General features: G+C 64.6%; 21 protein-coding genes, 2 tRNA genes and 1 pseudogene. 12 read left to right on the top strand and 12 right to left on the bottom strand.

The window, feature by feature from the left end:
- Positions 1 to 124 precede the first annotated feature (124 nt).
- Positions 125 to 541 carry a tyrosine-type recombinase/integrase gene (locus RJT48_RS18995; protein WP_311173931.1) on the top strand — a complete coding sequence of 139 codons (417 nt, stop codon included), beginning with the start codon at positions 125 to 127 and terminating at the stop codon, positions 539 to 541.
- A gap of 43 nt (positions 542 to 584) precedes the next feature.
- Here RJT48_RS18995 and RJT48_RS18990 read toward each other — a convergent pair whose 3' ends face one another.
- Positions 585 to 1232: a DUF8102 family protein gene (locus tag RJT48_RS18990; protein WP_311173924.1), complete on the bottom strand. Its 648-nt coding sequence runs from the start codon at positions 1230 to 1232 to the stop codon at positions 585 to 587.
- A gap of 94 nt (positions 1233 to 1326) precedes the next feature.
- Here RJT48_RS18990 and RJT48_RS18985 point away from each other — a divergent pair, with 94 nt between their 5' ends.
- Positions 1327 to 1506: a hypothetical protein gene (locus RJT48_RS18985; RefSeq protein ID WP_311173923.1), complete on the top strand. Its 180-nt coding sequence runs from the start codon at positions 1327 to 1329 to the stop codon at positions 1504 to 1506.
- A gap of 223 nt (positions 1507 to 1729) precedes the next feature.
- Here RJT48_RS18985 and RJT48_RS18980 read toward each other — a convergent pair whose 3' ends face one another.
- Entirely contained in the window at positions 1730 to 2617 is an 888-nt protein-coding gene (locus tag RJT48_RS18980; RefSeq protein ID WP_311173922.1) for a hypothetical protein, read from the bottom strand.
- Positions 2618 to 2985: 368 nt separating this feature from the next.
- On the opposite strand from RJT48_RS18980, the gene RJT48_RS18975 reads away from it, so the two are divergent.
- A tRNA-Gly gene (locus RJT48_RS18975) sits at positions 2986 to 3056 on the top strand.
- Between the two features lie 158 nt (positions 3057 to 3214).
- Here RJT48_RS18975 and RJT48_RS18970 read toward each other — a convergent pair.
- Positions 3215 to 3913, bottom strand: a complete 699-nt coding sequence (locus tag RJT48_RS18970) for a hypothetical protein (RefSeq protein WP_311173921.1) — start codon at positions 3911 to 3913, stop codon at positions 3215 to 3217.
- A gap of 134 nt (positions 3914 to 4047) precedes the next feature.
- On the opposite strand from RJT48_RS18970, the gene RJT48_RS18965 reads away from it, so the two are divergent.
- Positions 4048 to 4776, top strand: coding sequence for a CPBP family intramembrane glutamic endopeptidase (locus RJT48_RS18965; protein WP_311173920.1), 729 nt, complete (start codon positions 4048 to 4050; stop codon positions 4774 to 4776).
- Between the two features lie 27 nt (positions 4777 to 4803).
- Here the strand turns inward: RJT48_RS18965 and RJT48_RS18960 are convergent, their stop codons facing one another.
- Positions 4804 to 5706, bottom strand: a complete 903-nt coding sequence (locus tag RJT48_RS18960; RefSeq protein WP_311173919.1) for an acyltransferase — start codon at positions 5704 to 5706, stop codon at positions 4804 to 4806.
- A gap of 139 nt (positions 5707 to 5845) precedes the next feature.
- Positions 5846 to 6111: pseudogene (locus RJT48_RS18955) on the bottom strand (heavy metal translocating P-type ATPase); the annotation flags it as partial.
- A 58-nt stretch (positions 6112 to 6169) separates the two neighbouring features.
- Between RJT48_RS18955 and RJT48_RS18950 the strand changes: the two are divergent.
- Positions 6170 to 8026, top strand: coding sequence for an SLC13 family permease (locus tag RJT48_RS18950; protein WP_311173918.1), 1857 nt, complete (start codon positions 6170 to 6172; stop codon positions 8024 to 8026).
- Between the two features lie 46 nt (positions 8027 to 8072).
- On the opposite strand, the gene RJT48_RS18945 is transcribed toward RJT48_RS18950, so the two are convergent.
- The 3 genes from RJT48_RS18945 to RJT48_RS18935 form a co-directional block, all read right to left on the bottom strand.
- On the bottom strand, positions 8073 to 8375 hold the full coding sequence (locus RJT48_RS18945; RefSeq protein ID WP_311173917.1) for a DUF6360 family protein: 303 nt from the start codon (positions 8373 to 8375) through the stop codon (positions 8073 to 8075).
- 154 nt (positions 8376 to 8529) lie between these two features.
- Positions 8530 to 10323: a nitrite/sulfite reductase gene (locus RJT48_RS18940; protein WP_311173916.1), complete on the bottom strand. Its 1794-nt coding sequence runs from the start codon at positions 10321 to 10323 to the stop codon at positions 8530 to 8532.
- Between the two features lie 68 nt (positions 10324 to 10391).
- A complete protein-coding gene (locus RJT48_RS18935) occupies positions 10392 to 10724 on the bottom strand; it encodes a DUF8134 family protein (protein ID WP_311173915.1) in 333 nt (110 codons plus the stop codon).
- Positions 10725 to 10942: 218 nt separating this feature from the next.
- On the opposite strand from RJT48_RS18935, the gene RJT48_RS18930 reads away from it, so the two are divergent.
- From RJT48_RS18930 to RJT48_RS18920, 3 genes are all read left to right on the top strand, one after another.
- Positions 10943 to 11125, top strand: coding sequence for a hypothetical protein (locus RJT48_RS18930; protein ID WP_311173914.1), 183 nt, complete (start codon positions 10943 to 10945; stop codon positions 11123 to 11125).
- Complete coding sequence (locus tag RJT48_RS18925; RefSeq protein WP_311173913.1) at positions 11122 to 11265, top strand: hypothetical protein; 144 nt, start codon at positions 11122 to 11124, stop codon at positions 11263 to 11265. The genes RJT48_RS18930 and RJT48_RS18925 overlap by 4 nt, the downstream gene beginning before the upstream one ends.
- Before the next feature lie 104 nt (positions 11266 to 11369).
- The gene (locus RJT48_RS18920; RefSeq protein WP_311173912.1) at positions 11370 to 12056 is read left to right on the top strand and encodes a DUF7119 family protein; all 687 of its coding nucleotides are present in this window, start codon (positions 11370 to 11372) and stop codon (positions 12054 to 12056) included.
- A 122-nt stretch (positions 12057 to 12178) separates the two neighbouring features.
- Here the strand turns inward: RJT48_RS18920 and RJT48_RS18915 are convergent, their stop codons facing one another.
- Entirely contained in the window at positions 12179 to 14464 is a 2286-nt protein-coding gene (locus RJT48_RS18915) for a PAS domain S-box protein (RefSeq protein WP_311173911.1), read from the bottom strand.
- Positions 14465 to 14659: 195 nt separating this feature from the next.
- Between RJT48_RS18915 and RJT48_RS18910 the strand changes: the two genes are divergently transcribed.
- Positions 14660 to 14733, top strand: a tRNA-Lys gene (locus tag RJT48_RS18910).
- 215 nt (positions 14734 to 14948) lie between these two features.
- Positions 14949 to 15368 carry a universal stress protein gene (locus RJT48_RS18905; protein ID WP_311173910.1) on the top strand — a complete coding sequence of 140 codons (420 nt, stop codon included), beginning with the start codon at positions 14949 to 14951 and terminating at the stop codon, positions 15366 to 15368.
- Between the two features lie 89 nt (positions 15369 to 15457).
- Here the strand turns inward: RJT48_RS18905 and RJT48_RS18900 are convergent, their stop codons facing one another.
- On the bottom strand, positions 15458 to 16888 hold the full coding sequence (locus tag RJT48_RS18900; RefSeq protein ID WP_311173909.1) for an FAD-dependent oxidoreductase: 1431 nt from the start codon (positions 16886 to 16888) through the stop codon (positions 15458 to 15460).
- 203 nt (positions 16889 to 17091) lie between these two features.
- On the opposite strand from RJT48_RS18900, the gene glpK reads away from it, so the two are divergent.
- Complete coding sequence (gene glpK / locus RJT48_RS18895) at positions 17092 to 18630, top strand: glycerol kinase GlpK (protein ID WP_311173908.1); 1539 nt, start codon at positions 17092 to 17094, stop codon at positions 18628 to 18630.
- Positions 18630 to 19400 (top strand): carbon-nitrogen family hydrolase, encoded by a 771-nt coding sequence (locus RJT48_RS18890; RefSeq protein WP_311173907.1) that lies wholly within the window; start codon positions 18630 to 18632, stop codon positions 19398 to 19400. The genes glpK and RJT48_RS18890 overlap by 1 nt, the downstream gene beginning before the upstream one ends.
- A 174-nt stretch (positions 19401 to 19574) precedes the next feature.
- On the opposite strand, the gene RJT48_RS18885 is transcribed toward RJT48_RS18890, so the two are convergent.
- A complete protein-coding gene (locus RJT48_RS18885) occupies positions 19575 to 20876 on the bottom strand; it encodes a dihydroorotase (RefSeq protein ID WP_345784767.1) in 1302 nt (433 codons plus the stop codon).
- Positions 20877 to 21026: 150 nt separating this feature from the next.
- Positions 21027 to 21671 (bottom strand): lipoate--protein ligase family protein, encoded by a 645-nt coding sequence (locus tag RJT48_RS18880; RefSeq protein ID WP_311173929.1) that lies wholly within the window; start codon positions 21669 to 21671, stop codon positions 21027 to 21029.
- Positions 21672 to 21814 lie beyond the last annotated feature (143 nt).

Below are 21814 nucleotides of genomic sequence, written 5' to 3'. Positions count from 1 at the left end.
ATCGCTAGCCGTCTGAGCGATCCCATATCGCCAGACGGCGTCCAATTCCCGGTTAGCTTGACGGTATTTTCCTGTGAGAGCGTCTGAAACTACAGTCAGTTAGCGGCAAAACAAGGCATTTAATCTGGAAAATCAGATGATGATCATACCGAAGGACGAATCCTCAAAAAATGAAGAACGGTGGCGCTGTGCGATCCAGAACCGGACAGCAAATGCTCTTGAAAACTGGTTCGGTGAACGTGACTCGTTAGAAAAGTACCGCGAGACGGACGCAGTATGGCTGACGAAGTATGGAAATGGATACTCGTCGCATTCACTTAATCCGCTATTGGGGAGGTTGATGAAGAAGGCTGAGATCAATCAGCAAGGCCGAAATCTGTCGTGGTATTCGATACGGCACGGCGTGGCTACAATTTGGGCAGAGGAGAAGGGAATCTACAAAGCGAAAAACCAACTGCGACACAAGGATATTGAAACCACCCTTCGGTACACTCGAAACTCTGGAGAAGCCTTATCCAAGGAGATCAATTCAGTTTGGTGAAACGAATCCGTTGAAATATTTGTAACTGGTCGGCGGAAGCCGCTTACCGCATCTCAGGACTTTGGACGTAGTGTTCAATCAGCTGAGATGCGACTTGATAGGGTATCTTTCTCTGCCGATACAGTTTCATTACCTCCTCAGCGGCCTCATCCGGTTCCGCGGCTAAATCATTCTGCACTTGTCGGAGATAAGTCTCTTGTAAGATCTTGTTTCCGTATTCGAGTGATAGCGAGGCGGCCACCTCTTGATAGGTTTTGTAATTCTCGTGCTGATACTCTCGAATCCCCCTCTCTAATCCCGTGGTAATTAACCCCCGCATCAAATCGTGAGTCTCCTCCATATCACCGGCCAGCATCCCGTATGCATAGAATTCGAACAAGCTCAGCCAACTTTGAAGAAACATCGAGAGGTCGGGCGTAGTTTCCGTGTGCCCCTGCTCATTGAGATGGCGTCTCTCGCGTGACCATTCGTATGCCGGCTCAAATACCTGCTCTATATCCCGCAACGGAAGATACCGTGAGAGGAGATAGAAGTCTAAGATCGCGTTCTCAATGCGGTTCCGAATGTTGTAGTACCTCTGGTATAATGCGTTCTCGGTCAATTCTTCATCGAAGTCGCCCGTCAAAATCTCTCTGTCTCGTTTCGTCAGGATTCCTCTATCTCGGTCGATCAGATCAACTTCGTCACGCATCTTATTTTACGAGCTAATATTTTTCCCCCCTTACTTAGTTTTATAGCAAATTCGTCAAAGAAGATAATAAAATATCCGTCCATCGAGCAATTGTATGTCAGCTGTTCCAACCGCAGGCGCACTGCTGGCGGTCGCCTTGACACACGTACTGGCCGGGATTCTTCCGATAACGTTCAGCGGTGACGCGCACTTGGCGCTATGGTTAGTGTCATTGCTGGTGGGGATACTCACCTACGTTTCTCTTGAAAGAGAGATGGCAGGAGTTCGTGCGTGAAGTGACTAAAGAGCGTCAACGCATTGAGGGTGGATGACTTCACTCTAAGAGCTTTTTTACGCGTTATCCCGAGATACGGCAGGTTGCTTTCATCCAGAGAATATCATAGAACTATCTCCAAGAGTTCTTTTCACACGTTTGAGACTGAATCAGCCATCAGAACGCTCTTGCGGACTGATTAGAACCCTACGCAACAAAGTGAGTTACTGTGGGATTGAGAGGGTTACTCTGGGAGACGACATTCGAGAAGTTCTCCATCTTCAGGCGTTGTGGTATCTTCAGCCGATGTGGATTCTGCTCGCCAAACCACGTACTCTGTCACATAGTATCGATACTCTCCGCCGATGTCTCCGTGGACAAGTGCGATATCAATCTCTAAGAGGACACCAGTTCCATTAACGTCGAAATAAGCCAACTCATTCCCGCCGTTATCACCAATGAGTGATACTGCTGAGGAGAGATTTGCAATTTGTTCTGCGTACCGCTCTATCTCGGCTCCATCGTAAATAAAATCACTCTTGGCGGTGCCAGATTCCGCGGCTGACTCAAGTGTCTCTCGGAGACGCTGATCCTCAACCTCTTCGATTGAAACATACTCGGAATCTTTTGGTAGTCGAGACTCCTTGATATTATGATCTTCAGCTTTTGGAATACCCTCAGAATCAACTTCATAAGCCTTCAAAAACATTGTAGGCCTTTCAGAATACCCTTCAAGAATAACCGTAACCTCATATCCGGTATCTACCTGGGTTGGATCCTCATTTATATACGGAGAGAAATCGGCAGAGTGGAATCGTGATTGTGAGGTACGACCCCGGTACTCCCGAAGGAGATACGCTTCTTCGTATGCTGTGACGAATTCACCAACTGTGTCTGCGTCGAGTTCTCGTGGCCACCGAACATCGAGATCGAGCGATGTTGGACACCCCTCTGGTAGTTCGTTTTCGGTGGTTGTTCCCGACTCACTGAGACTTTCGTTTTCGGTGGTTGTTCTTGACTCACTGGGACTTTCGCCTTCACTTGATGTTCCCGACTCACTGAGGCCCGTACAACCTGCAAGAGCTATCCCTGGGAAAGACGCCAGAATTGCCCGACGTGTATGAGAATTCATACCTGACTGTCATCCAACTGTTTGTAAATGCCTTCTGGTGAGGAATTGATTTCAACAATATTGACCGCTCATAATAACGGGCAGTTTATCGATTTCTCTTTTGCTTGTACCGAACGATTCGTAGTTCCCCTGTACTGACCGATTCCGGGTGCGTGTGGGAGTATTCTATAACACCTCGCCCAATTTAAGAAGAGGGTATTACTTCATCGAGGAGGATAGAAACAGTCAGGGTGCGCTGTGCCCTTTGTGTTACAAGAGGTCCTCTGCGGGTCCTTGGTCTACACTCCGAACGTTTTATAGTAATCAGAGGGTGTTCGTTAGATGTGGTCGTCGAGGGCCGCAATAGAAGCAATATATACCGCATACAAGCGCCAGTGGTCCAGTGGTAGGACAGTGGCTTCCCAAGCCACTAGCCCGGGTTCAATTCCCGGCTGGCGCATCCTGCGGTGAACGTAGCTAACCAGCGGCGGGGCTTTCTGCCGATGGAGACGAAAATGCTCCAACGTCTGATAATGATTACTCTCACTTTTTCCCGCCGAGCGCCACCCCCGGTGGCGGCGCTCGGCGGGAAGAGACGAGAGTAATCATTATGAACCGTCAGGAAACCCAGATTCCTCTGGAGACGACGCTCCCGCCCTGATACTCGAATTTTATGCCACGGCCGTACAGTGGCCCCCCTTGGAACTCGTGGAGGAGAGCGACCGATTCGAGCGATGCCCCGTCGAAGTACCCCATCGCAGTGTTCTGGGTGTATCCGGTGAACTCTGCATCATCGGTCGTGTCCACGTCTAACTCCTGGCCACAGTTGGAGCAGAAGTTTATCTCGCCAGATGACGACGTCGGCATCGAAGAGATATCCGTTCCGCAGTTCGGACAGTCAGAGATACTCTCACCGGAAGCCTCGGTCTCGGAATCACCCTCCCCGTGTTCGTCGTGAGTTATCCGATCGGTGACGAGGACGACATACCCCTCGTCCGTTTCCTCACGAAGTACGGAATCCGTTACCGGATCGTTCGGATCGAACTGCTGTGGCCCCTCGACATCTGCTTCCTCGAGGAGTCGCAGGAACGCCTCCGACGTTCGGATCCGTTCGGAGAGGCGTTCTGCCTCCGCGGAGTCCGAGATTTTCCGTGCCGACAGCGGGACTCGGTTCGGAAGAGGTGTCGCCGCCGATTCCGACTGCCCCGCTGATTTCGGAAACGGCGTCTCGCAGGCGGGACACCGGTAGTTGTCTTCGGGAGGAACGAACTCCGCACTACAATCGGGGTTCAAACAGGTGACCGGGTCGTCTGACATACGTGAGACCCGGCAATCGACTCACAAAAAGCTCCGGACTGAAACGGGGGGTGTCGGAACTGCCCATCGATTAGAGCGAACGGGACTATTGAGATTCAGAGACAGTTTTACCGACGGAAGCGGAAACCGCCGGTATGCGACTGGCTTCGACTAGCCGACTGGATCGGACCGCCGCCCCGTTCGGCGCGCTCTCGACCCGCTTTCTCCTCGTCCCGCTGGCCCCCGTAGCCCTCACGGCGCTCGTGATCACGATCGGGTACGTCGCAGCCGGCGGCGACGCGCCCGGCTTCCCGCCGCAGTTCCCGACGCTCGCGTACGGCGTCGCGAACGTCGTCGTCGTCGCTCTCCTCTACCGGCGGGTGCCGACCGATGTCTGGAACGCGACCGCGCTCTTTCGGAGGCCGTCGCGCCGCGAGATCGCGGCGGGTATCGTCGCGACCGCCGCGGGGATACTCCTCGGCTGGCCCGCGACGGCCCTCGCCGCCGACGCGCTGGGAGTCGCACGGTATACGGTTCCGAATCTCACCGGGCCGATCGGAATCGGATCGCTGGTCTTCGGCGCCGTGATCGTCGCCCCGGTCGCCGAGGAACTGCTCTTCCGCGGGCTGCTCGTGGGGATCCTGCTGGAACGCGGCGTCGACACGGCGGTCGTTGCCGCGGGATCGCTCCTCGTCTTCGCCGCGATGCACGTCTTCACCGCGGGCGTCGGCGGCGTCGTCAACGCCGTGCTGCTCGGCGCCCTCCTGACGTGGCTTCGGTTCCGGTTCGACAACCTCGTCGGCGCGTGGCTTTTGCACGCGCTCAACAATCTCGCCGAACTCCTCGTGGCGCTTTCGGTGCTGCCGTCGCTGTACGCGCTTTGATCCGGGTCCTCCGTCGTCGGCCGCACCTCACTCTCCGGGCGGCGCCAAGTCCCGCTGGAACTCGTCGAAGGCATCGAGGTCCGCCGGCAGGTCGTAGTCGATCCGGCGTTCGGACTGCCGGTTCGGGAGTGTGTCCTCGACCGGCGCTGCGACCGCCTCCCAGCCGGGTTTGACCTTCAGGCTCTTGGCGGGGATGCCCGCCGCGATGTGGTGGTCGGGGACGTCGCCCTGCACGACAGAGCGGGCGCCGACGACGGCGTTCTCGCCGATCCGGCAGCCGGCGCGGACCATCGCGTCGTAGGTGACCCGGGCGTCGTCGCCGACGATGGTGTGGTAGTTTTCGACCGCGGTCTGATCGACGACGTCGTGATCGTGGCTGTAGATGTGGGCGTTGTCGGAGATGGAGGCCCGGTCGCCGACGGTGAGTTTGCCGCGGTCGTCCAGGTGGACGTCGTCGTGGATCACGACGTTGTCGCCGACGGAGATGTTGTGGCCGTACGTGAAGGTGATCCCCTTGAAGAACCGACAGTCGTCGCCGCAGTCGGCGAAGAGGTGCTCCGCGAGCATCTGTCGGAAGCGGAGCGCAAAGGCGACGTTGTCCGCCATCGGTGTGGCGTCGAACTGCCGCCAGAGCCACTGGAGGTGCTTCGAGCGCTGGAAGCGCTCTGCGTCCTTCTCGGCGTAGTACTCGGATTCGAGCGTCGCGTTACAGGGGTCGTACCCCTGCAATCGGACGCATTCGGCCGGAGACATATCCTCGCCCGCCTGCCAGCGCTCGTACGCTTCACGGTCGCCGTGTAAGTCGACGAGCGTCTCCGTGACGACGCGGCAGGTGTCCTCGTCGGAGGCGAGTCGGTCGTCGACCTCCTCGATGAACGCATCCACGTTCGCTTCCGCCTCCGGAGGAAGGGAGACGTTGACTTTTGTCATCGGCGCCGGATTCGGACTCCGGCGGCATATCCGTTCGGTTGTGTACTGCGGTCGACAGACCGCGTCGGGGCGGCGAAAATTCCGTCGAGCGTCGGGACGGACAAAAGCCTCGCTGTCTGTCACCGCCGCGAAGGAGCCCCAGCACTGCGAACTCGAACGTGGAGACGGCGCCGCCGGCCGCGGCCGGACCGCCCGCGACGACGCCCCACAGGGAGAGCGTCCCGACGAACCCTGCGAGTGCCTCGGGGGAGAGGCTCCTTGACCGTCTGAACGTTCTGCTGGATCGACGTATCCGCCCCGACCCCCGTCGCCTCGACGACGAGTACGCCGTTTGTTCACCGTCGAGCCCAGGACCTCGCCGCCGATGCGCTCCCTGCGACTCTCGCCCGGCACGGTGTTCCCACTGTTCGCCCCGTTCGATGCCCCGTAATGTATACCCCGATGCAAGACACTCGGAGAGAGTATGCCGCTTGTCGAGGTGCCCGGCATCGCCGTCGTCTTCGCCCTGGTCGTCCTCGCGCTCGTCGCGTTCGTCACGGAGGTCGTCCCGAACGACGTCACGGCGATGGCGATTATGGCCACCCTCGTCGTTCTCGAACCGTGGACCGGTGTCGGCGCCCGCGGCGCCATCTCGGGGTTCGCAAACCCCGCGACGGTGACGATCATCGCGATGTATATGCTGAGTGCCGGGGTTCAGGAGACGGGGCTGATCGACCGCCTCGGCGCCTATCTGGCGATATTCACGCGTGGCGACGAGTTCCGGGCGCTGCTTGCGACGGTCGGGACGACCGGGCCGATCGCCGGGTTCATCAACAACACCCCGGTCGTCGCCGTCTTCATCCCGATGATCACGGACCTGGCGAAGCGATCGAACACCAGCCCCTCGAAGCTCCTGTTGCCGCTGTCCTACGCGGCGATCCTCGGCGGGACGCTCACGCTCGTGGGAACGTCGACCAACATCCTCGCCAGCGACTTTGCCCGCCGACTCATCGACGGCCGCGACGGGATCGGGATGTTCGAGTTCACCGCCCTCGGCGCCGTGTTGCTCGTCGTCGGTACCGCGTACCTCCTGACGGTCGGCCGGTGGCTCACGCCCGCCCGGATTCCGGCCGACGCCGACCGCGTCGCGGAGTTCGATCTGTCGGACCATCTCGCGATGGTGCGCGTCCGTTCGGAGTCGCCCGCGGTCGGGACGCCGCTGGACGTATTCGACGAGGCTCAGCCGGAGATCAGATTGCTTCAGCTCCGCCGCGACGGCGACGCGCTCGCAGGGCCGGGAGCGGACACACCGATCGAAGCCGAGGACGTCCTCGTCGTCCACGGTTCGCTGCAGGCGGTGAACCGCTTCCGGGAGACGGCGGACGTGAGCCACCTCCTCCGGAAGTCCGTCACGGAGGATACGTTCGAGGCGACCGCGACCGACGGCACCCTGGCGCGGGCGCTCGTCCCCGATGACTCCTCGTACGTCGGCGAGAGAGTGGCCGAGACCGGCCTCCGTAAATATCACGCGACGACCGTGCTGGCGATCCGGCGCGGGGGCGAACTGTTGCGCACCGACCTCGACGATCGGACGCTCCGCGCCGGCGATCTGCTGCTCGTCCGGACGACGCCGTCGTCGATCGGGTACTTCCGCGATACGGGGAAACTCGTCGTCGTCGACGACGGCGCCACCGCGGGATCGGCTGGCGACAGCGATAGTGGCGACGCCGGCGGGGCTCTGCCTCCGATATCGTCGAAGGCGCCGATCGCGGTCGGGATCCTGCTCGGCGTCGTCGCGGCCGCGGCGCTCGATCTCCTGCCGGTCGTGATCGCTGCCTTGGCGGGCGTCGTCGTGATGGTCGTGACGGGCTGTCTCACCACCGCCGACGCCTACGACGCCGTCTCCTGGAACATCGTCTTCCTGCTCGCGGGCGTCATCCCGCTCGGACTCGCCTTAGACGAGACCGGCGGTGCGGCGTTGCTCGCGGAGTTGCTCGTCGCGGCCGGCGACGTCCTCCCGCTCGTGGGCGTCGTGTTCGTGCTCTATGTGGCTGTCGGCGTGCTCGCGAGCGTCATCACCCCGGTTGCGACGATCGTGCTCGCAATTCCGGTCGCCGTCGACGCCGCCGCTCGCCTCGGCGCCAACGAGTTCGCGTTCCTCCTGGCGGCGATGTTCGCCGCCGCGACGTCCTTTGCGACACCCATCGGCTATCAGACCAACCTGATGGTCTACGGTCCGGGCGGCTACGAGTTCGCGGACTTCCTCAGAGTCGGCGGACCGCTGCAGTTACTCCTGGCCGTCGTGACGACGCTCGGCGTCGCCACGATATGGGGGCTGTAGCCGAGTCACGGAACCGACCCGGTCGACGATCTGTCGCTCGCTACCGTCACTCTACGGCGTCGTCCCCGTTATCAGCCGCCGCTTCGACCTTGTCCGCGTGGGACTGCAGCGCGTCGGCGACCGTCCGCGCCTCCGACGGCGAGAGCGTCACTTCGTCGGCGTGGGCCGGCAACGACTCCAGGTGCGTGTTGTCGAGTTCCAGTTGGAGCTTGATGTGGTCGGGGTTCTCCCGGGGCGAGGTGACGTTCAGCACCGCGACACCCGAATCCGCGAAGTCGTGCCCGCGCGCCGTGGCGTCGACGAGGTCGAGTGTCGTGTAGGCGTTGACCTTGAGCAGTCGGTTCGGCATCGTTTCTATTGGGTGGTGTATCCGTAAGTTGCTACCGTTCCACTATCGGTGGGAGGGAGTCAGCGCAGCGTTCGGAGGGCCGAGCGCTTTGGGAGACCCAGCGCCTCGGAGGGCTGAACCCCGTCACGCGTTCGAAGAGCAGAGGACGGTCCGATTAGTCGTCAGCAGGTGCCGGCGGCTGTGCGTCCATCCCGTCCTCCTCGGCGTAGGGGTACCAGGTCATCTTGGTGTTGTGCATCATCGGGTCCTCGTAGTCGGTCTCCTCGGGGTCGACGAGTTCGGCGAGTTCCTCGTCGTCGTGGCGGGCGACGAACGCGCGGAACGACTCGCCCTCGTCGCGCTTGGCCGCGAAGTGCTCGATCAGGTTCGCGAGCGCCCCGGGGACCTCGTCGACGGGGACGCGCTGGGTGACCCAGCGGGCAAACTGTGGCTCGTCGCCGAGGCCGCCGCCGAGGCCCACGTCGAGGGCCTCGACCGCGTCGCCGTTCTTGCGGGTCTTCATCCCGCGGAGGCTCACGTCGGCGATCTGCGGCTGCGCACACGAGGCGGTGCAGCCGGAGAGGTGGACGTGGAACTGGTCGACGTCCGCGGGGAGGTCGACGTTCTCCTTCAGCCAGCGCGCGTAGCGCACCTGGCGGTTCTTCGTCTCGACGATCGACAGCGAACAGAACTCCGTGCCCGTACAGGCGACCGAGCCGCGCATAAACGGCGACGGGTCCGGGGAGTAGTGTTCGAGCAGATCCTCGTCGCGGAAGTCGTCGAGTTCCGAGTCGGGCACGTCGGTGACGATGACGTTCTGCCGCTGGGAGAGCCGGACCTCGCCGGAGCCGTACTCCTCGGCGAGGTCGGCGAGTTCGAGGACGTCCGCGGCGCCCATCCGGCCGACCAGGACGTTCAGGCCGACGAAGTTTGTGCCGTCCTTCTGCTCGTGGACGCCGATCAGGTCGTTGCGCGCGCCCTCGCCCGTGTTGTAGGTGTACTCCTCGCGGACGTCGCGGCCCGCGGTGTGGAGGTCGAAGTCGACATACTCCGCCTGGAGCGTCTCTCTGACCGCCTCGGCGCCCCACTCGTCGACGAGGAACTTGATGCGGGCGTTGTAGCGGTCCTCGCGGTCGCCGTTGTCGCGGAACAGCGCCGAGAGGCCGCCGGCGACGTCGGCGACGCGCTCGGGGCGGACCCACACGTCGATGTCGCGGGCGAAACGCGGCTCGTTGCGCGCGAGGCCGCCGCCGACGCGGACGTTGAAGCCGACGACGTCCTCGCCGTCGCCGGACTCCGTCCGGCTGCTCGTCGAGGTTTCCTCGACGGCGTCGATCTCCTTGTACGCGGGCTCGAAGGCGAGGTCGTTGATGTCGCCCTGCCCGGAGCCGTCGGCGGAGCCCGTCACCGAGACCTTCCACTTCCGCGGGAGGTTCGAGTGGTCGTCGTTGCCCGTGAACGTCTCGTTGAGGTCGCGGATGACCGGCCAGGCGTCGATGACCTCCTGTGCGTCTTTGCCGGCGACGGGGTTGCCGACGATGTTCCGCCAGGAGTCGCCACAGGCCTGCTGCGTCGAGAGGCCGTTGGATTCGAGTTTCTCGAAGATCGCCGGCACGTCCGACAGTTCGATCCAGTGCAGCTGGATCGCCTGCCGGGTCGTGAAGTCGGCGTAGGCGTCGCCGAAGATCGGGTTCGTGCCCGGGCCGCGTGCGTACTCGTCGGCGATCTCGCCGACGACGCGGAGTTGTCCGGGTTCGAGTACGCCGTTCGGCGTCCCGATCCGCATCATAAAGTAGCCCTCCTGCCCGTTCCGCTGGTGGTACAGCCCCCACCACTTGAAGCGCTCGAACCACGCGTCGCGCTCGTCGTCGGGGATCGTCTCGAAGCCCTCCTCCGCGAATCTAAACAGGTGGTCTCGGATCTCGTTCCCGTAGACCTCCGATTTCCAGTTTTCGACGTCCGATGGCATCGTTGTCCGATACAGTACCCCCACCTTCAAAGGGGAGTCCGTGGCGTCAACCCTTCCCGCTGCTCCCGCTAACCGGAGTCTTTTGCCGGTTCGTCGTCGGGGCGTGCACGGAGGACGCCCTCGCGGTCGAGATCGACGAACTCGCCGTGGAGTATCCGGCCGACCGGGACCCACCCAGTCGTCGATTTCGCCCCACAGACGATACACTGGCCGTAGACGCGCACTTCGACGGTTCGGCCGTCGACCCCGACCTCGAGGAAGTTCTCGACCACCATATCCGCGAGGTCGCAGTCGCAGAACCGCTCGGAGTCGAGCCGCCAGAGTTCGCTCACGCTCACACGGCGTTCGTCGTCGACAGAGAGCCACGCGCCGTCGTCGAGGATGCGGAGTCGAGTCGTCACACCCGACCGTACGGGCCCTGCGACCCCGTCTCTGACGGCGGTCACAAACCGCGACGCTGTCGCTGACGTCGGCTGTGGGGAAGATCCGACCGCTGTCGTGCGATTCTCGGCGGATCACCTCGTCGTAGAAGCCGGAACAACGTTCCGGTATCCGGGAGTAGTGGTCCGAATTACTCCGGAAGCGCCCCTTATACGGGACGGGTCCGTACGGCTGTTCGATGAGTGATACGGTCTCGACTGAGGACTACGCCGCTATCGACGGCGACGCGGGCGGGGTGCGACAGCACGCACCGGCCGACGTTGCGCCGGAACTGTACCAGCCGCCGACGGGCGACACGGGGGCACACGAGCCGACAGCGGACGGCGCACCGACGCGTGACACCACAACGGAGTACCGATGAGCCAGACGATGGGACTGGAGCCTGACGACGACGCGGCCGAGGAGTCGGACGACGACGAGTACAGTCACCTCAAGGATCTCTCTGACGGCGCCGGCTGCACGGAAATCTGGGAGCACCTCTCGGACAGCCGCGAGGAGTAGTTCCGCGACTTCGCACCGACCGTACGGGGAGCCGGCTGGGCTTCTCGCGGCGGGCGCACGAGGGGGAGAGCCTTTTAATCGCAGCCCCGTTAGGTGGATCAGGAATGGCAAACGAGGACGCCGACCGGGACAGGCGACTTCCGGCCGACCGCGAGGAACCCGTTGGGGAGCCGGTCGTCCGCGCCGACCCGGCCGTCACCGGGGAGCGGGCCCAGGAGGCGGTGGGGTTCGACCCGGACGACCCCGAAAGCGTCGCCGAGGCCGCCGAGACGGTCCGGGCGTTCTCGGAGAACACCGTCGGCGCCGCGGACAACGTCTACATGCTCCGCGGGGCGGCCGCCTGTGCCGCGCTCGTCAGGGGAGTCGGCTCATACAAGGAGGCGGTCGAGCGGGCCGGCGGCGACGTCTCGGTCTCCTTCGTCCGCAAGTGGGCGCGCGTCCACGACCTCCCGCAGGCGATCCGCCGGCACGTCGCCCGCGGCGACATCGCACCGACGGCGGCGAAGCACATCGCCCGCGTCTCCGGCGTCGACCGGTTCGACCTCGCGTGGGCCGTCGTCGACGCCGACCTCACCGTCCGGCAGGTGCGGCGGATCGCGAGCGAGATCGACGGCGAGACGACCGCTGCCGCCGCCCTCGCCGCCCGCGGGATCGAACTCGGGCGGATCGAGCTGTCGCTGCCGCTCGACGTCTACCGGGAACTACGGCGGCGGGCCTCGATCGAGAACCGCGAACCGGGCGATTTGGTCGCCGAGGCGCTCGAATCGCACTTCGCCGACACCTCGTACTGACTGTTGTCGTCTGTGTCCGGTGCGCACCGGTCTCGGAGTGGTCAATGACCCACGACCCCAGTCGTGGACTTTCTCTTTGCATATCTGCGAGCACCGGAACACAGGTACCACAGCAGTATCGGTCACTCGCGGGTGAACGAGTCGCGATCGCCAACCGCCGATTCTTCCGCATCCGACGTCGCCGGCGAGTCGAGGACGGCGCCCTCCGAATCCGACGGTGCGGACTCGACGTCGGACGATTCCACAGGGACCGGCAGATACAGTTCGGCGACGGTGCCGATGGAGTCGTCGTCGCCGTCGTCAGTCTCCGGCGTATCGAAGCGCAAGGAGCCGCCGGAGCGGCGCGCGACGTGGTGGACGAACTGCAACCCCAGCCCGGACCCGTGGAACAGCGGGGTGATGTCGGTCACCGCCCCTGCCGATTCCCGTTCCATCTCCGGGATCCCGGGGCCACGGTCGGCGACGCTGACGACGATCCGGTCGCCGTCTCGGCGCACCGACACCGACACGTCCGGCGTCTCGCCGCCGTGGGTGATGGCGTTCTCGATCAGTTCCGCCACCGCGTCGCGGAGTTCGGGGATGGCTCGCACCTCGTGGGCGGTGGAGCACTCGAGCGTGATCGGGTAGTCGGGGTACGCGTCACGGAGGTCCAAGACGACCGTCTCCAGAAGCGGGCGGACGTCGAGCCGTCGTGGCTCAGACTGATTGGTGAGCAGTTCCACGACGCGCCGCTCCTTGTCGGCGAGTCCGACGAGTTCGTCGCCCGTTTGTCGAATCTGCTGTGCGGAGTCCTGCAGTTTCCCGCTCGTCCCCGCTTCGAGGAGTTCCGCGTGGCCCTGGATCAGGTTCATCTTGTTGTAGAGGTTGTGCCGGAGGATCCGATCGAGCACCCGGAGGTGGTGCTCGCGCTCGGCGCGCTCGGTGACGTCCCGACAGATTGCGACCGTCCCGTCGACCTCGCCGTCCTCGCCGTAGTGGGGGTACCGGGTCGTGACGAACGACCGTTCACCCTTCGTCGGGAACGTCGGCTCGATCTCGTAGGTGATCGCCCGATCCGCCTCGATGACGCGGGCCTTCCGCTCTTGGATCAGCCGCGCCGAGTGATCGTCCATAAACGCGAACTCGTCTTCGCCGGTCAGTTCCGATTTCGACAGCCCGGCGTAGGTGGCGACCGCGTCGTTGACAATCTCGAAGTCCCCGTCGCGATCCTGGAACATAATCGGATCACCCAGGCGATGGACGATCTCCCGGAAGGTCTCGAGCCGCTCTTTCGTGTGGACCTGTTCGGTGACGTCGGTCTGGATCGCGACGAATCCCTCGATGTCGCCGTCGTCGACGATGGGCGCGATCGTCTCGGAGGCGTGGTAGTGCTCGCCGGATTTCCGCGCGTTGACGATCGGCTCGGACCACACCGCTCCCGAGAGGATCGTGTTCCACAGCCGGGTGTAGTACTCCTGGTCCATCTCCCCGGATTTGAGGATCGACGGATCCCGGCCGATCGCCTCCGCGGCGTCGTAGCCGGTGATCTCCTCGAACGCGGGGTTGACGTACTCGATCGTTCCGTCCTGTGCGGTGATGAAGATCGCGTGCCCGGCGGCCTCGACCGCACGTTTGAACCGGCGGACGTTCTCCTGGCTCCGCTTCCGCTCGGTGACGTCCTGGAACGCCCCGCTAACACCGACGACCTCACCGTCCTCGACGATCGGCACGCCGCGGGAGCGAACCCAGCGCAACTCGCCGTCAGCCTGGTGGAAGCGGTACGTCTCGTCGAACGGTTCGCCCGCGAGCGCCCCCTCGACGTCGGCACGGACCGACTCCCGGTCGTCGAAATGGTAGAACTCGATCGCCCCCTCGAGGGTCGGGTCGTACGATTCCGAGACGCCGTGAAGCTGGTAGGTCTCGCTCGTCCATCGAAGTTCCTCGCGGTCGGCGTCGAGTTCCCAGCCGCCGACGTCGGCGAGCGACGACGTCCGCGCCAGGAGATCACGCTCTGCTTCGAGTTCGTCCACGTGTTCGTCGAGCGCGTCGTCGACCGCATCCACCAGGAGGGCGCGGTCGTCGGTATCGATCGCACCCGGCACGTACCGGACCGCGTCGCCGTCGGCCGCCGCACGAGCGAATGCGGACACGGGAGTCGACGGAGACAGGATGACCGGGCAGTCGGTGGCCATCTCGCGGATGTCGTCGACCGGTGACGGGGTGGCTCGATCGGAGTCAATCGTCGAGGATGGTGCGTCCGCCCAGACGACGCAGTCGACCGGGGTGGCAGCGAGCGTCGCCCGCCACGTCGACGCCGGCGTCGTCTCAACGCGAACGGGCGGCGAGCACGCTTCGAGGGCGGCACGGAGCGTCGAGGCGAGTGCGTCGTCCTCGGACACCAGAACCACGAGGCGTGCGGCGGCAGTCATCGTCCACCGCGCGGCCCGGTTCGTCCCCGGCAACCGACAGCCGTCTTCTTCCCCCAGATACCCCCTGTCACAATCACTCTGGGCACCGTTCCGTCGCGAGCGTTTATATCCTTTTTCTGTGCTGTTAGGTCCGGTCGGGAGCGCGGAGCCCCGAGAGTAAACGCTTATGCCGGCCGCCGGGTTATGCCCCACTGCGGGCCGGTAGCTCAGTTCGGCAGAGCGTCTGGCTTTTAACCAGACGGTCGGGGGTTCAAGTCCCTCCCGGCCCGTAAGAACCCGAGGAGCGGAGCGAGTCGTGGTTCGCGATACGTCGGAGGACTTGAATCAGGGAGCGGAGTGACCGTGGTTCAAGTCCCTCCCGGCCCGCTCGTCGTCTCCGAACGACAGTGAGGAGCGACGCGAATACTCGGAGGACTTGAACCCGACCCGTAAGAACCCGACAATCGGACCACCATTTTATCCACATCTGTAGCGTAGTCAACGTATGATCTCACGAATTCTCGTTCCGATGGACGACTCGGAGATGGCCAATCGGGCGCTCGAGTACGCCCTCGAGAACCATCCCGACGCGGAGATCACCGTCCTGCACGTCGTGGGCGGACCGTCACCGTGGGGGAGAGCAGCAACGTCACTTGCGCTCGAAGATGATATCGAAGCGGCCGCAGAGGAGCGCTCGCAGGAGGTATTCGAGGCCGCCCGGGAACTCGCCGCCGAGTACGACGTTGAGATCACCACCGAGGTTCAACTGGGACATCCAGCGCGGGCGATTCTGAACCGAGCCGATGACTTCGATGCGGTCGTGATCGGGAGCCACGGCGGCTCGTTGTCCGACCGACTGGTCGTCGGGAACGTCACCCAGAAAGTGTTCCGCAACTCGCCCGTCCCAGTCATCACCGCTCGCTGAGCCGCATCAACTGAAGCCAACACAGCGGCGTGCCTGCGGGAACCGTTCGATATCGAGACTGCACGAAAAGCGACGCGCCAGCCCGGAAATCAGGACAGCGACCCGTTCAGCACCTTCGCGGCGACGAGCACGGGATCCCACACGGGGCTGAACGGCGGCGCGTAGCCGAGGTCCTGCTGTTCGAGTTCCGCAACCGTCATCTCCCCACCGAGCGCCGTCGCGATCGTATCGATCCGGATCGCCGCCTGATCGGTGCCGACGATGGTCCCGCCGAGGAGCCGTCCGGTCGATCGATCGGCGGTGAGCGTGACAGTCGTCTCCGCCGCGCCGGGGTAGTATCCCGAGCGCGACCCGGCGGTGATCGTCTTCGAGACGGGGTCGAACCCGGCCTCGCGGGCGCGCTCGTGGTCGATAACCCCTGTTCGGCCGCATTCGAGGTCGAACGCCTTCACCATCGCCGTGTTCGCGACGCCGCCGATCGGCGTCGGATCGCCGCCGACGGTCGATCCGATCGCGCGGCCGGCGCGGTTCGCCGGGAGCCCCAGCGGGTCCCAGGTCGGTTCGCCCGTGACCATATGTGGCATCTCCGCGACGTCGCCGGCGGCGTAGACGTCGTCGACGGATGTCCCCCCGTACGCGTCGGTCGCGACCGCGCCCGACCCCCCGAATTCGACGGGTGTGCCGTCGAGGAGCGCCGTGTTCGGCCGGATGCCGATCCCGACGAGCGCGGCGTCGATCGCGAGTTCCGCGCCGCTCTCGCAGACCAGGCCAGAGACGTGGTCGTCGTCCCCGCGGAGGCGGACAACCTCCTCTTCGAGGTGCAGCGTGACGCCGGCTTCTCGGAGGTGTTCGGTGACCGCCTCGCCGACGGCCTCGCCGAATCCCGGGACCGGACGAGGGCCGCGCTGGAACAGGTGGACTTCCCGATCCCACGCCGCGAAGGCCTCCGCCATCTCGACGCCAACGTAGCCGCCGCCGACGATGGCGACCGTCTCCGGCGGCTTCATCGCGCCGTACCGCTCTGCAACTGCCTCGTCGAGCGCGTCGCCGCCGCCCAGTGCCGCGACATCGAACGCAGACGGTTGCGTCAGATACGACCGGATCGCGGCCGCGTGATCCAGGCCGTGTAGCGTGAAGACGCCGTCCAGCGAGGCCCCGTCGATCTGCTCCGAGACGGCGTGGGCGCCCGTCGCGACGAGGAGGTCGCCGTAGGGCTGTTCGAACCGCTCGCCGTCGCTCTCGACGGTGACCGTCTGCGCCTCGGTGTCGACGGCGACGACTTCGTGGCCCCGCCGGAGGTCGATCCCCCGCTCTTCGGCCGCCCCGGGCGACAGCGACAGGAGGTCTTCGAGGCGCTCGACCTCGCCTTTCACGAAGTACGGCGTGCCGCAGTGGGCGTAGGAGACCCACTGACCCTTCTCGAAGACGACGACGTCCCGGTCCGGATCGGTGCGGAGACACTTGCTCGCCGCCGAGAGACCGGCGGCGTCGCCACCGACGACGACAAACGGATCAGACATACCGTGGAGTGTGCGGGCCGCCCGTAGATAGCTTTCGCCGGACAGCGACTTCCGTGCACACCCGGTACCGTCGACAATCGAGACCGACGGCTTTTATTCGGCCGGCAGTGAGTGTAGTCAACACTCAACACTCATTCGGGGCCGCCACCGGCCGCGATCGATCGGAACCGTCACCACACCGAACCGGCTCAGACACACGAAAGATGCAGGAGAACACCTACGTCGGCGCGATCGACCAGGGGACGACCGGCACGCGCTTCATCGTCTTCGATCACGCCGGCCAGCCAGTCGCAAACGCCTACGAGACGCACGAACAGTACTATCCCGAACCGGGGTGGGTCGAACACGACCCCGTGGAGATCTGGGAGAACACCGTCGCGATCATCCGGCGGGCGCTCGCCGACGCTGGAATCGACGCCGCGCAGTTGGCGGCGATCGGGATCACGAACCAGCGGGAGACGACCGTCGTCTGGGATCGGGAGTCGGGGATGCCCGTCTACGACGCCATCGTCTGGCAGGATCGCCGGACCACAGAGCGCATCGAGGAACTCGAACGCGAGGGCAAAGACGAGTGGATCCGCGAGCGGACCGGGCTCGAACCCGACGCGTACTTCTCGGCGACGAAAGTCGAGTGGCTCCTGGAGAACGCCGATCCGATCAAACTCCAGCGGATGCGTCCGGAAGACGTCCGCGATCGCGCCGAAGCGGGGGAACTCTGTTTCGGCACGGTCGACTCGTGGCTGATCTACAAGCTGACCGGCGAACACGTGACGGACGTGACGAACGCCTCTCGGACGATGCTCTTCGACATCCACGACCTGACGTGGGACGACGACCTGCTCGCGGAGTTCGACGTCCCGGCGGCGATGCTGCCAGAGGTTCGCCCCTCCGCCGACGAGTCGTACTACGGCCACACCGATCCCGAGGGATTCCTCGGCGAATCCATCCCCGTGGCCGGTGCCCTGGGCGACCAGCAGGCCGCGCTGTTCGGGCAGACCTGTTTCGAGGCCGGCGACGCGAAGAACACCTACGGGACAGGCTCGTTTATGCTCCAGCACACCGGGACGGAGGCCGTCGCTTCCGACAACGGGCTGCTCACGACGGTGGCGTTTCAGCGCTCCGGCGAGCCCGCGCAGTACGCCCTGGAGGGGTCGATCTTCGTCACCGGCGCGGCCATCGAGTGGCTCGAAGATATGACGCTCATCGACGATCCCGCCGAGAGCGAGGCGCTCGCGCGGTCGGTCGATTCGACCGATGGGGTCTACGTCGTTCCGGCATTTACCGGACTCGGTGCGCCGCACTGGGACGGTCGGGCCCGCGGCACCATCGTCGGAATGACCCGCGGGACGCGCCGCGAGCACGTCGTGCGCGCGACACTAGAATCGATCGCGTTCCAGACCCGCGACGTCGCCGAGGCGATGGTCGAAGACAGTGGGATCGAACTCACGAGCCTGCAGGTCGACGGCGGCGCGGTGAAGAACAACTTCCTCTGTCAGCTCCAGGCCGACATCGTCGGGACCGACATCGTCCGGCCGGAGGTCGACGAGACGACCGCTCTCGGCGCGGCCTACGCGGCCGGGCTCGCAGTCGGGTACTGGGATTCGCTGACCGAACTCCGCGAGAACTGGCACATCGATCGAAAGTTCTCACCCGAGGAGACCGACGCCGACGACCGCTACGAGCGCTGGCGGGATGCCGTCGAGCGGTCGCTCGACTGGGCGCAGGACGGAAAAGGAGAATAATGCAGGTCGCCACCATCCAGCTCGCTGCCGAGAACGACCCCGACGCGAACCGGGACCGCGCCGTTTCCCGGATCCGAGCAGCGGCGGACGCCGGCGCAAATCTGGTCGTCCTGCCCGAACTGTGGCCGGTTGGCTACTTCGCGTTCGACGCCTACGCGGACGCTGCCGAACCGGTTCCCGGGCCGACGACGGAACAACTCGGTGCAGTCGCCGACGAGCACTCGATTACCCTCCACGGCGGCAGCATCCTCGAACGAGATGGCGAGGACCTGTACAACACCTCGGTGCTGTTCGGTCCCGGCGGAGAACTACTGGCGACGTACCGGAAGATGCACCTCTTCGGCTACGACTCCGAGGAAGCGACGCGACTCACCGCCGGCTCGGAGGTCTGTGCGGTCGAAACCGACCGCGGAACGGTCGGACTGACTACCTGCTACGACCTCCGGTTCCCGTCGCTGTACCGCTCGCTCGTCGACGCGGGCGTCGAACTCATCCTCGTGACCTCTGCGTGGCCCCGCGAGCGGCTCGATCACTGGCACCTGTTCACCCGCACGCGGGCCGTCGAGAACCAGGTGTTTCTCGTCGCCGCGAACCTCACGGGATCGATCCGCGGCGTCGACCTCGCTGGCGAGAGCGTCGTGGTCGACCCGTGGGGGATCGGGCGCACGAATGCCGGAACCGGTCCCCGGACCGGCCACGCGCAGATCGATATCGGGGAAGTCCAGGAGACGCGCGAGTCGTTCCCGGCGCTCGCCGATCGGCGGCTCTGAGAAACGACGACGCCCAGTTCGGCGAGAGTTTATATACGATCGCGGGACCACCGATCCCGTGACGTAGCGTCAGCCCCGCGCCGAGTAGCGATTGCCCGGCACGTCGGTGCGGGATGCGGTCGTGCCGGCTGTCAGCCCCCTCTCCAGCGTCTACGCTCCGCGTTCCTCACTGCGTCACTGCCGGACGTTCTCCCCGGCCGGCTCGCCGACGAACTCACCGCCTTCGTAGACGATGTTCCCGCGAACGACCGTCAACGACGGGAAGACGCCGTGTTCCCCCTCGAACGGCGTCCACCCGCACTTCGAGTGGAGGTCCTCGCCCCGAATCTCCCGGCTGTCCTCGGGATCGACGAGCACGAGATCGGCGTCAGATCCCTCGGCAACCCGCCCCTTCTGCGGCAGGTCGAAGACCTGTGCGACGTTCGTCGCGGTGACCTCGCGGACGCGCTCGTAGCCGATTTTTCCCTGACGGGCGCGTTCGAGGAGCAGCGGCAGCATCGTCTCGACGCCGGGGACGCCGCTCGGCGCGTCCCACAATTCGGCGTTCTTCTCGGCGGTCGTGTGCGGTGCGTGGTCGGTCGCGACGATGTCGATGTCGCCGTCGACCAGCCGGTTCCACAGCGCCGCGCGGCGCTCTTTGCTGCGGAGCGGCGGGTTCATCCGCCCGTACGTGCCCAGTTCGGTCGCGTCCTCCCGGGAGAGAAAGAGGTGATGCGGCGTCACCTCACAGGTCGCCCCGCCCGCAACGGCGGCGTCGACGCCCTCGGGGGTGCTCGTATGGGCGATGTGGATCTCGGCGCCGGCCTCACGACCGACGTCGACAGCGCGCTCGACAGCGGCCGCCTCGGCGTCAGCGCTGCGGTACTGGCTCCAGACGTCGGCGTCGGCGTCGCGGCCGGCACCCCCCGCGTCGCGGTCGCGCGCCGAATCGTCGAACCGGTCGGCATCCTCCGCGTGGACAGTGACGACGACGTCCGCGGCCGCAGCACGATCGACGGCGTCGGCGAATCGCTCGATGTCGATTCCCATCTCGCCAGTCGAATCCGCGAGAAACACTTCGCCGAGTGCAAACAGCGGCCGCTCGAACAGGGATTCGGGATCCCACTCGGGCGTGACACCGCCGTTGATGCCGTAATCGACATACGACGCCGCGGCCAGGTCGGCCTTCTCGTCGAAATCGGGGCCCGTGACCGTCGGCGGCGACGTGTTCGGCTGATCGACGACGGTGGTCACACCGCCGGCCGCCGCGCTCTGTGAACCGGTGGTCCAGGTCTCCTTCTGCGGATCGCCGGGCTCCCGAAAGTGGACGTGGGCGTCGATCGCCCCCGGCAGCAGCAGTTGGCCGTCGGCGTCGATCACGCGATCGGCCGACTCCGCGTCGACCGAGTCGGCGACGGCGACGATCCGCTCCGCGTCGGTTCGGACGTCGCAGACCCGTCCGTCGGCGAGTCGCGCGTCGCGGAAGAGTATCGACATACCCGGGGGTCGCCCGCGGGCGACCTAAGCCCGACGGTTCCGCGCGATCGGTCGCGGAGGCGCGGCTTCATAATGATTACTCTGGTCTCTTCCCGACGAGCGCCGTCACCGGGGGTGGCGCTCGGCGGTGAAAAGTGAGAGTAATCATTATCAGTCGTCGAGCAGAGTCGCAGCCGAGACGCTCTGCCGAGGGAGCTCCCCACAGAAGGCGTCGACGAGCGCCTCGATCACGGCCTCGGGGACTGCGGGCCCCCCGCCGCGTTCGACACTCCCGACCGAATTCGGGTCGAAGGGAACACCGAGCGCGGCGTACACCGGATCGAGGACAGCGGCGAGTTCCTCGTGACCGTTCACGACGACGATGCCCGAGACGAGCGTGACGTCCTGACGGATGCGCTGGGCGATTCCGACGATCTTCCCGTGGGCCTGCACGGAGTGATCGCCGGGACAGAACGAGGCCGCCGGTTCTCCCCGGCGTGCGTGAACACCCAGCGCACGGAGTGCGCGCACCACGGCGGTCGTCGCAGCGTCGTACCGGGCCGCCACTCCTCGGCGCGCGTCGGCGATCGGGACCGCGACGGCGAACGCCACGGTCGTGCCCGTGTATGCCACCGCTCGTCCGCCGACGCTCCGCTCGACTGTTGGATAGCCATCGGCTTCGGCGACCGCCCGAGCGAGGTCGTAGCCGTCCGCACGCGCATCGCGGCGGCCGAACGCCACCTGCTGGGGTGGCGTCCACGCGCGGACGGTGGGAACGCCGGTTTCGGCTGTGCGGTCCAGCGCCGCGGCCGTCATCGAGCGATCGTTCTCGATGGTAGCTCCACGGCCGCGGACGGCCCGGACCGTCTCGGCGTCGGGAACGGTCTCCTCGATCACGGCCACACCTGCGTGCCGACGCACCTAAGCGCTCCCGGTCCCGCACCGACGTATGATCGGTG

It is taken from the genome of Halobellus ordinarius (assembly GCF_031823395.1).
GTDB lineage: Archaea > Halobacteriota > Halobacteria > Halobacteriales > Haloferacaceae > Haloquadratum > Haloquadratum ordinarius.
Note: the sequence above shows the minus strand (reverse complement) of the source record. Positions and strands in the feature narration are given on the sequence as shown.

Bases quoted from the DNA above. Each gene is read 5' to 3' on its own strand.
- RJT48_RS18885 (WP_345784767.1), bottom strand. From the start codon at position 20,876: ATGTCGATACTCTTCCGCGACGCGCGACTCGCCGACGGACGGGTCTGC.
- RJT48_RS18945 (WP_311173917.1), bottom strand. From the start codon at position 8,375: ATGCCGAACCGACTGCTCAAGGTCAACGCCTACACGACACTCGACCTC.
- RJT48_RS18925 (WP_311173913.1), top strand. From the start codon at position 11,122: ATGAGCCAGACGATGGGACTGGAGCCTGACGACGACGCGGCCGAGGAG.
- RJT48_RS18960 (WP_311173919.1), bottom strand. From the start codon at position 5,706: ATGACAAAAGTCAACGTCTCCCTTCCTCCGGAGGCGGAAGCGAACGTG.
- RJT48_RS18890 (WP_311173907.1), top strand. From the start codon at position 18,630: ATGCAGGTCGCCACCATCCAGCTCGCTGCCGAGAACGACCCCGACGCG.
- RJT48_RS18900 (WP_311173909.1), bottom strand. From the start codon at position 16,888: ATGTCTGATCCGTTTGTCGTCGTCGGTGGCGACGCCGCCGGTCTCTCG.
- RJT48_RS18905 (WP_311173910.1), top strand. From the start codon at position 14,949: ATGATCTCACGAATTCTCGTTCCGATGGACGACTCGGAGATGGCCAAT.
- RJT48_RS18980 (WP_311173922.1), bottom strand. From the start codon at position 2,617: ATGAATTCTCATACACGTCGGGCAATTCTGGCGTCTTTCCCAGGGATA.
- RJT48_RS18920 (WP_311173912.1), top strand. From the start codon at position 11,370: ATGGCAAACGAGGACGCCGACCGGGACAGGCGACTTCCGGCCGACCGC.
- RJT48_RS18970 (WP_311173921.1), bottom strand. From the start codon at position 3,913: ATGTCAGACGACCCGGTCACCTGTTTGAACCCCGATTGTAGTGCGGAG.
- RJT48_RS18985 (WP_311173923.1), top strand. From the start codon at position 1,327: ATGTCAGCTGTTCCAACCGCAGGCGCACTGCTGGCGGTCGCCTTGACA.
- RJT48_RS18965 (WP_311173920.1), top strand. From the start codon at position 4,048: ATGCGACTGGCTTCGACTAGCCGACTGGATCGGACCGCCGCCCCGTTC.
- RJT48_RS18930 (WP_311173914.1), top strand. From the start codon at position 10,943: ATGAGTGATACGGTCTCGACTGAGGACTACGCCGCTATCGACGGCGAC.
- RJT48_RS18915 (WP_311173911.1), bottom strand. From the start codon at position 14,464: ATGACTGCCGCCGCACGCCTCGTGGTTCTGGTGTCCGAGGACGACGCA.
- RJT48_RS18940 (WP_311173916.1), bottom strand. From the start codon at position 10,323: ATGCCATCGGACGTCGAAAACTGGAAATCGGAGGTCTACGGGAACGAG.
- RJT48_RS18990 (WP_311173924.1), bottom strand. From the start codon at position 1,232: ATGCGTGACGAAGTTGATCTGATCGACCGAGATAGAGGAATCCTGACG.
- RJT48_RS18950 (WP_311173918.1), top strand. From the start codon at position 6,170: ATGCCGCTTGTCGAGGTGCCCGGCATCGCCGTCGTCTTCGCCCTGGTC.
- RJT48_RS18880 (WP_311173929.1), bottom strand. From the start codon at position 21,671: ATGACGGCCGCGGCGCTGGACCGCACAGCCGAAACCGGCGTTCCCACC.
- glpK (WP_311173908.1), top strand. From the start codon at position 17,092: ATGCAGGAGAACACCTACGTCGGCGCGATCGACCAGGGGACGACCGGC.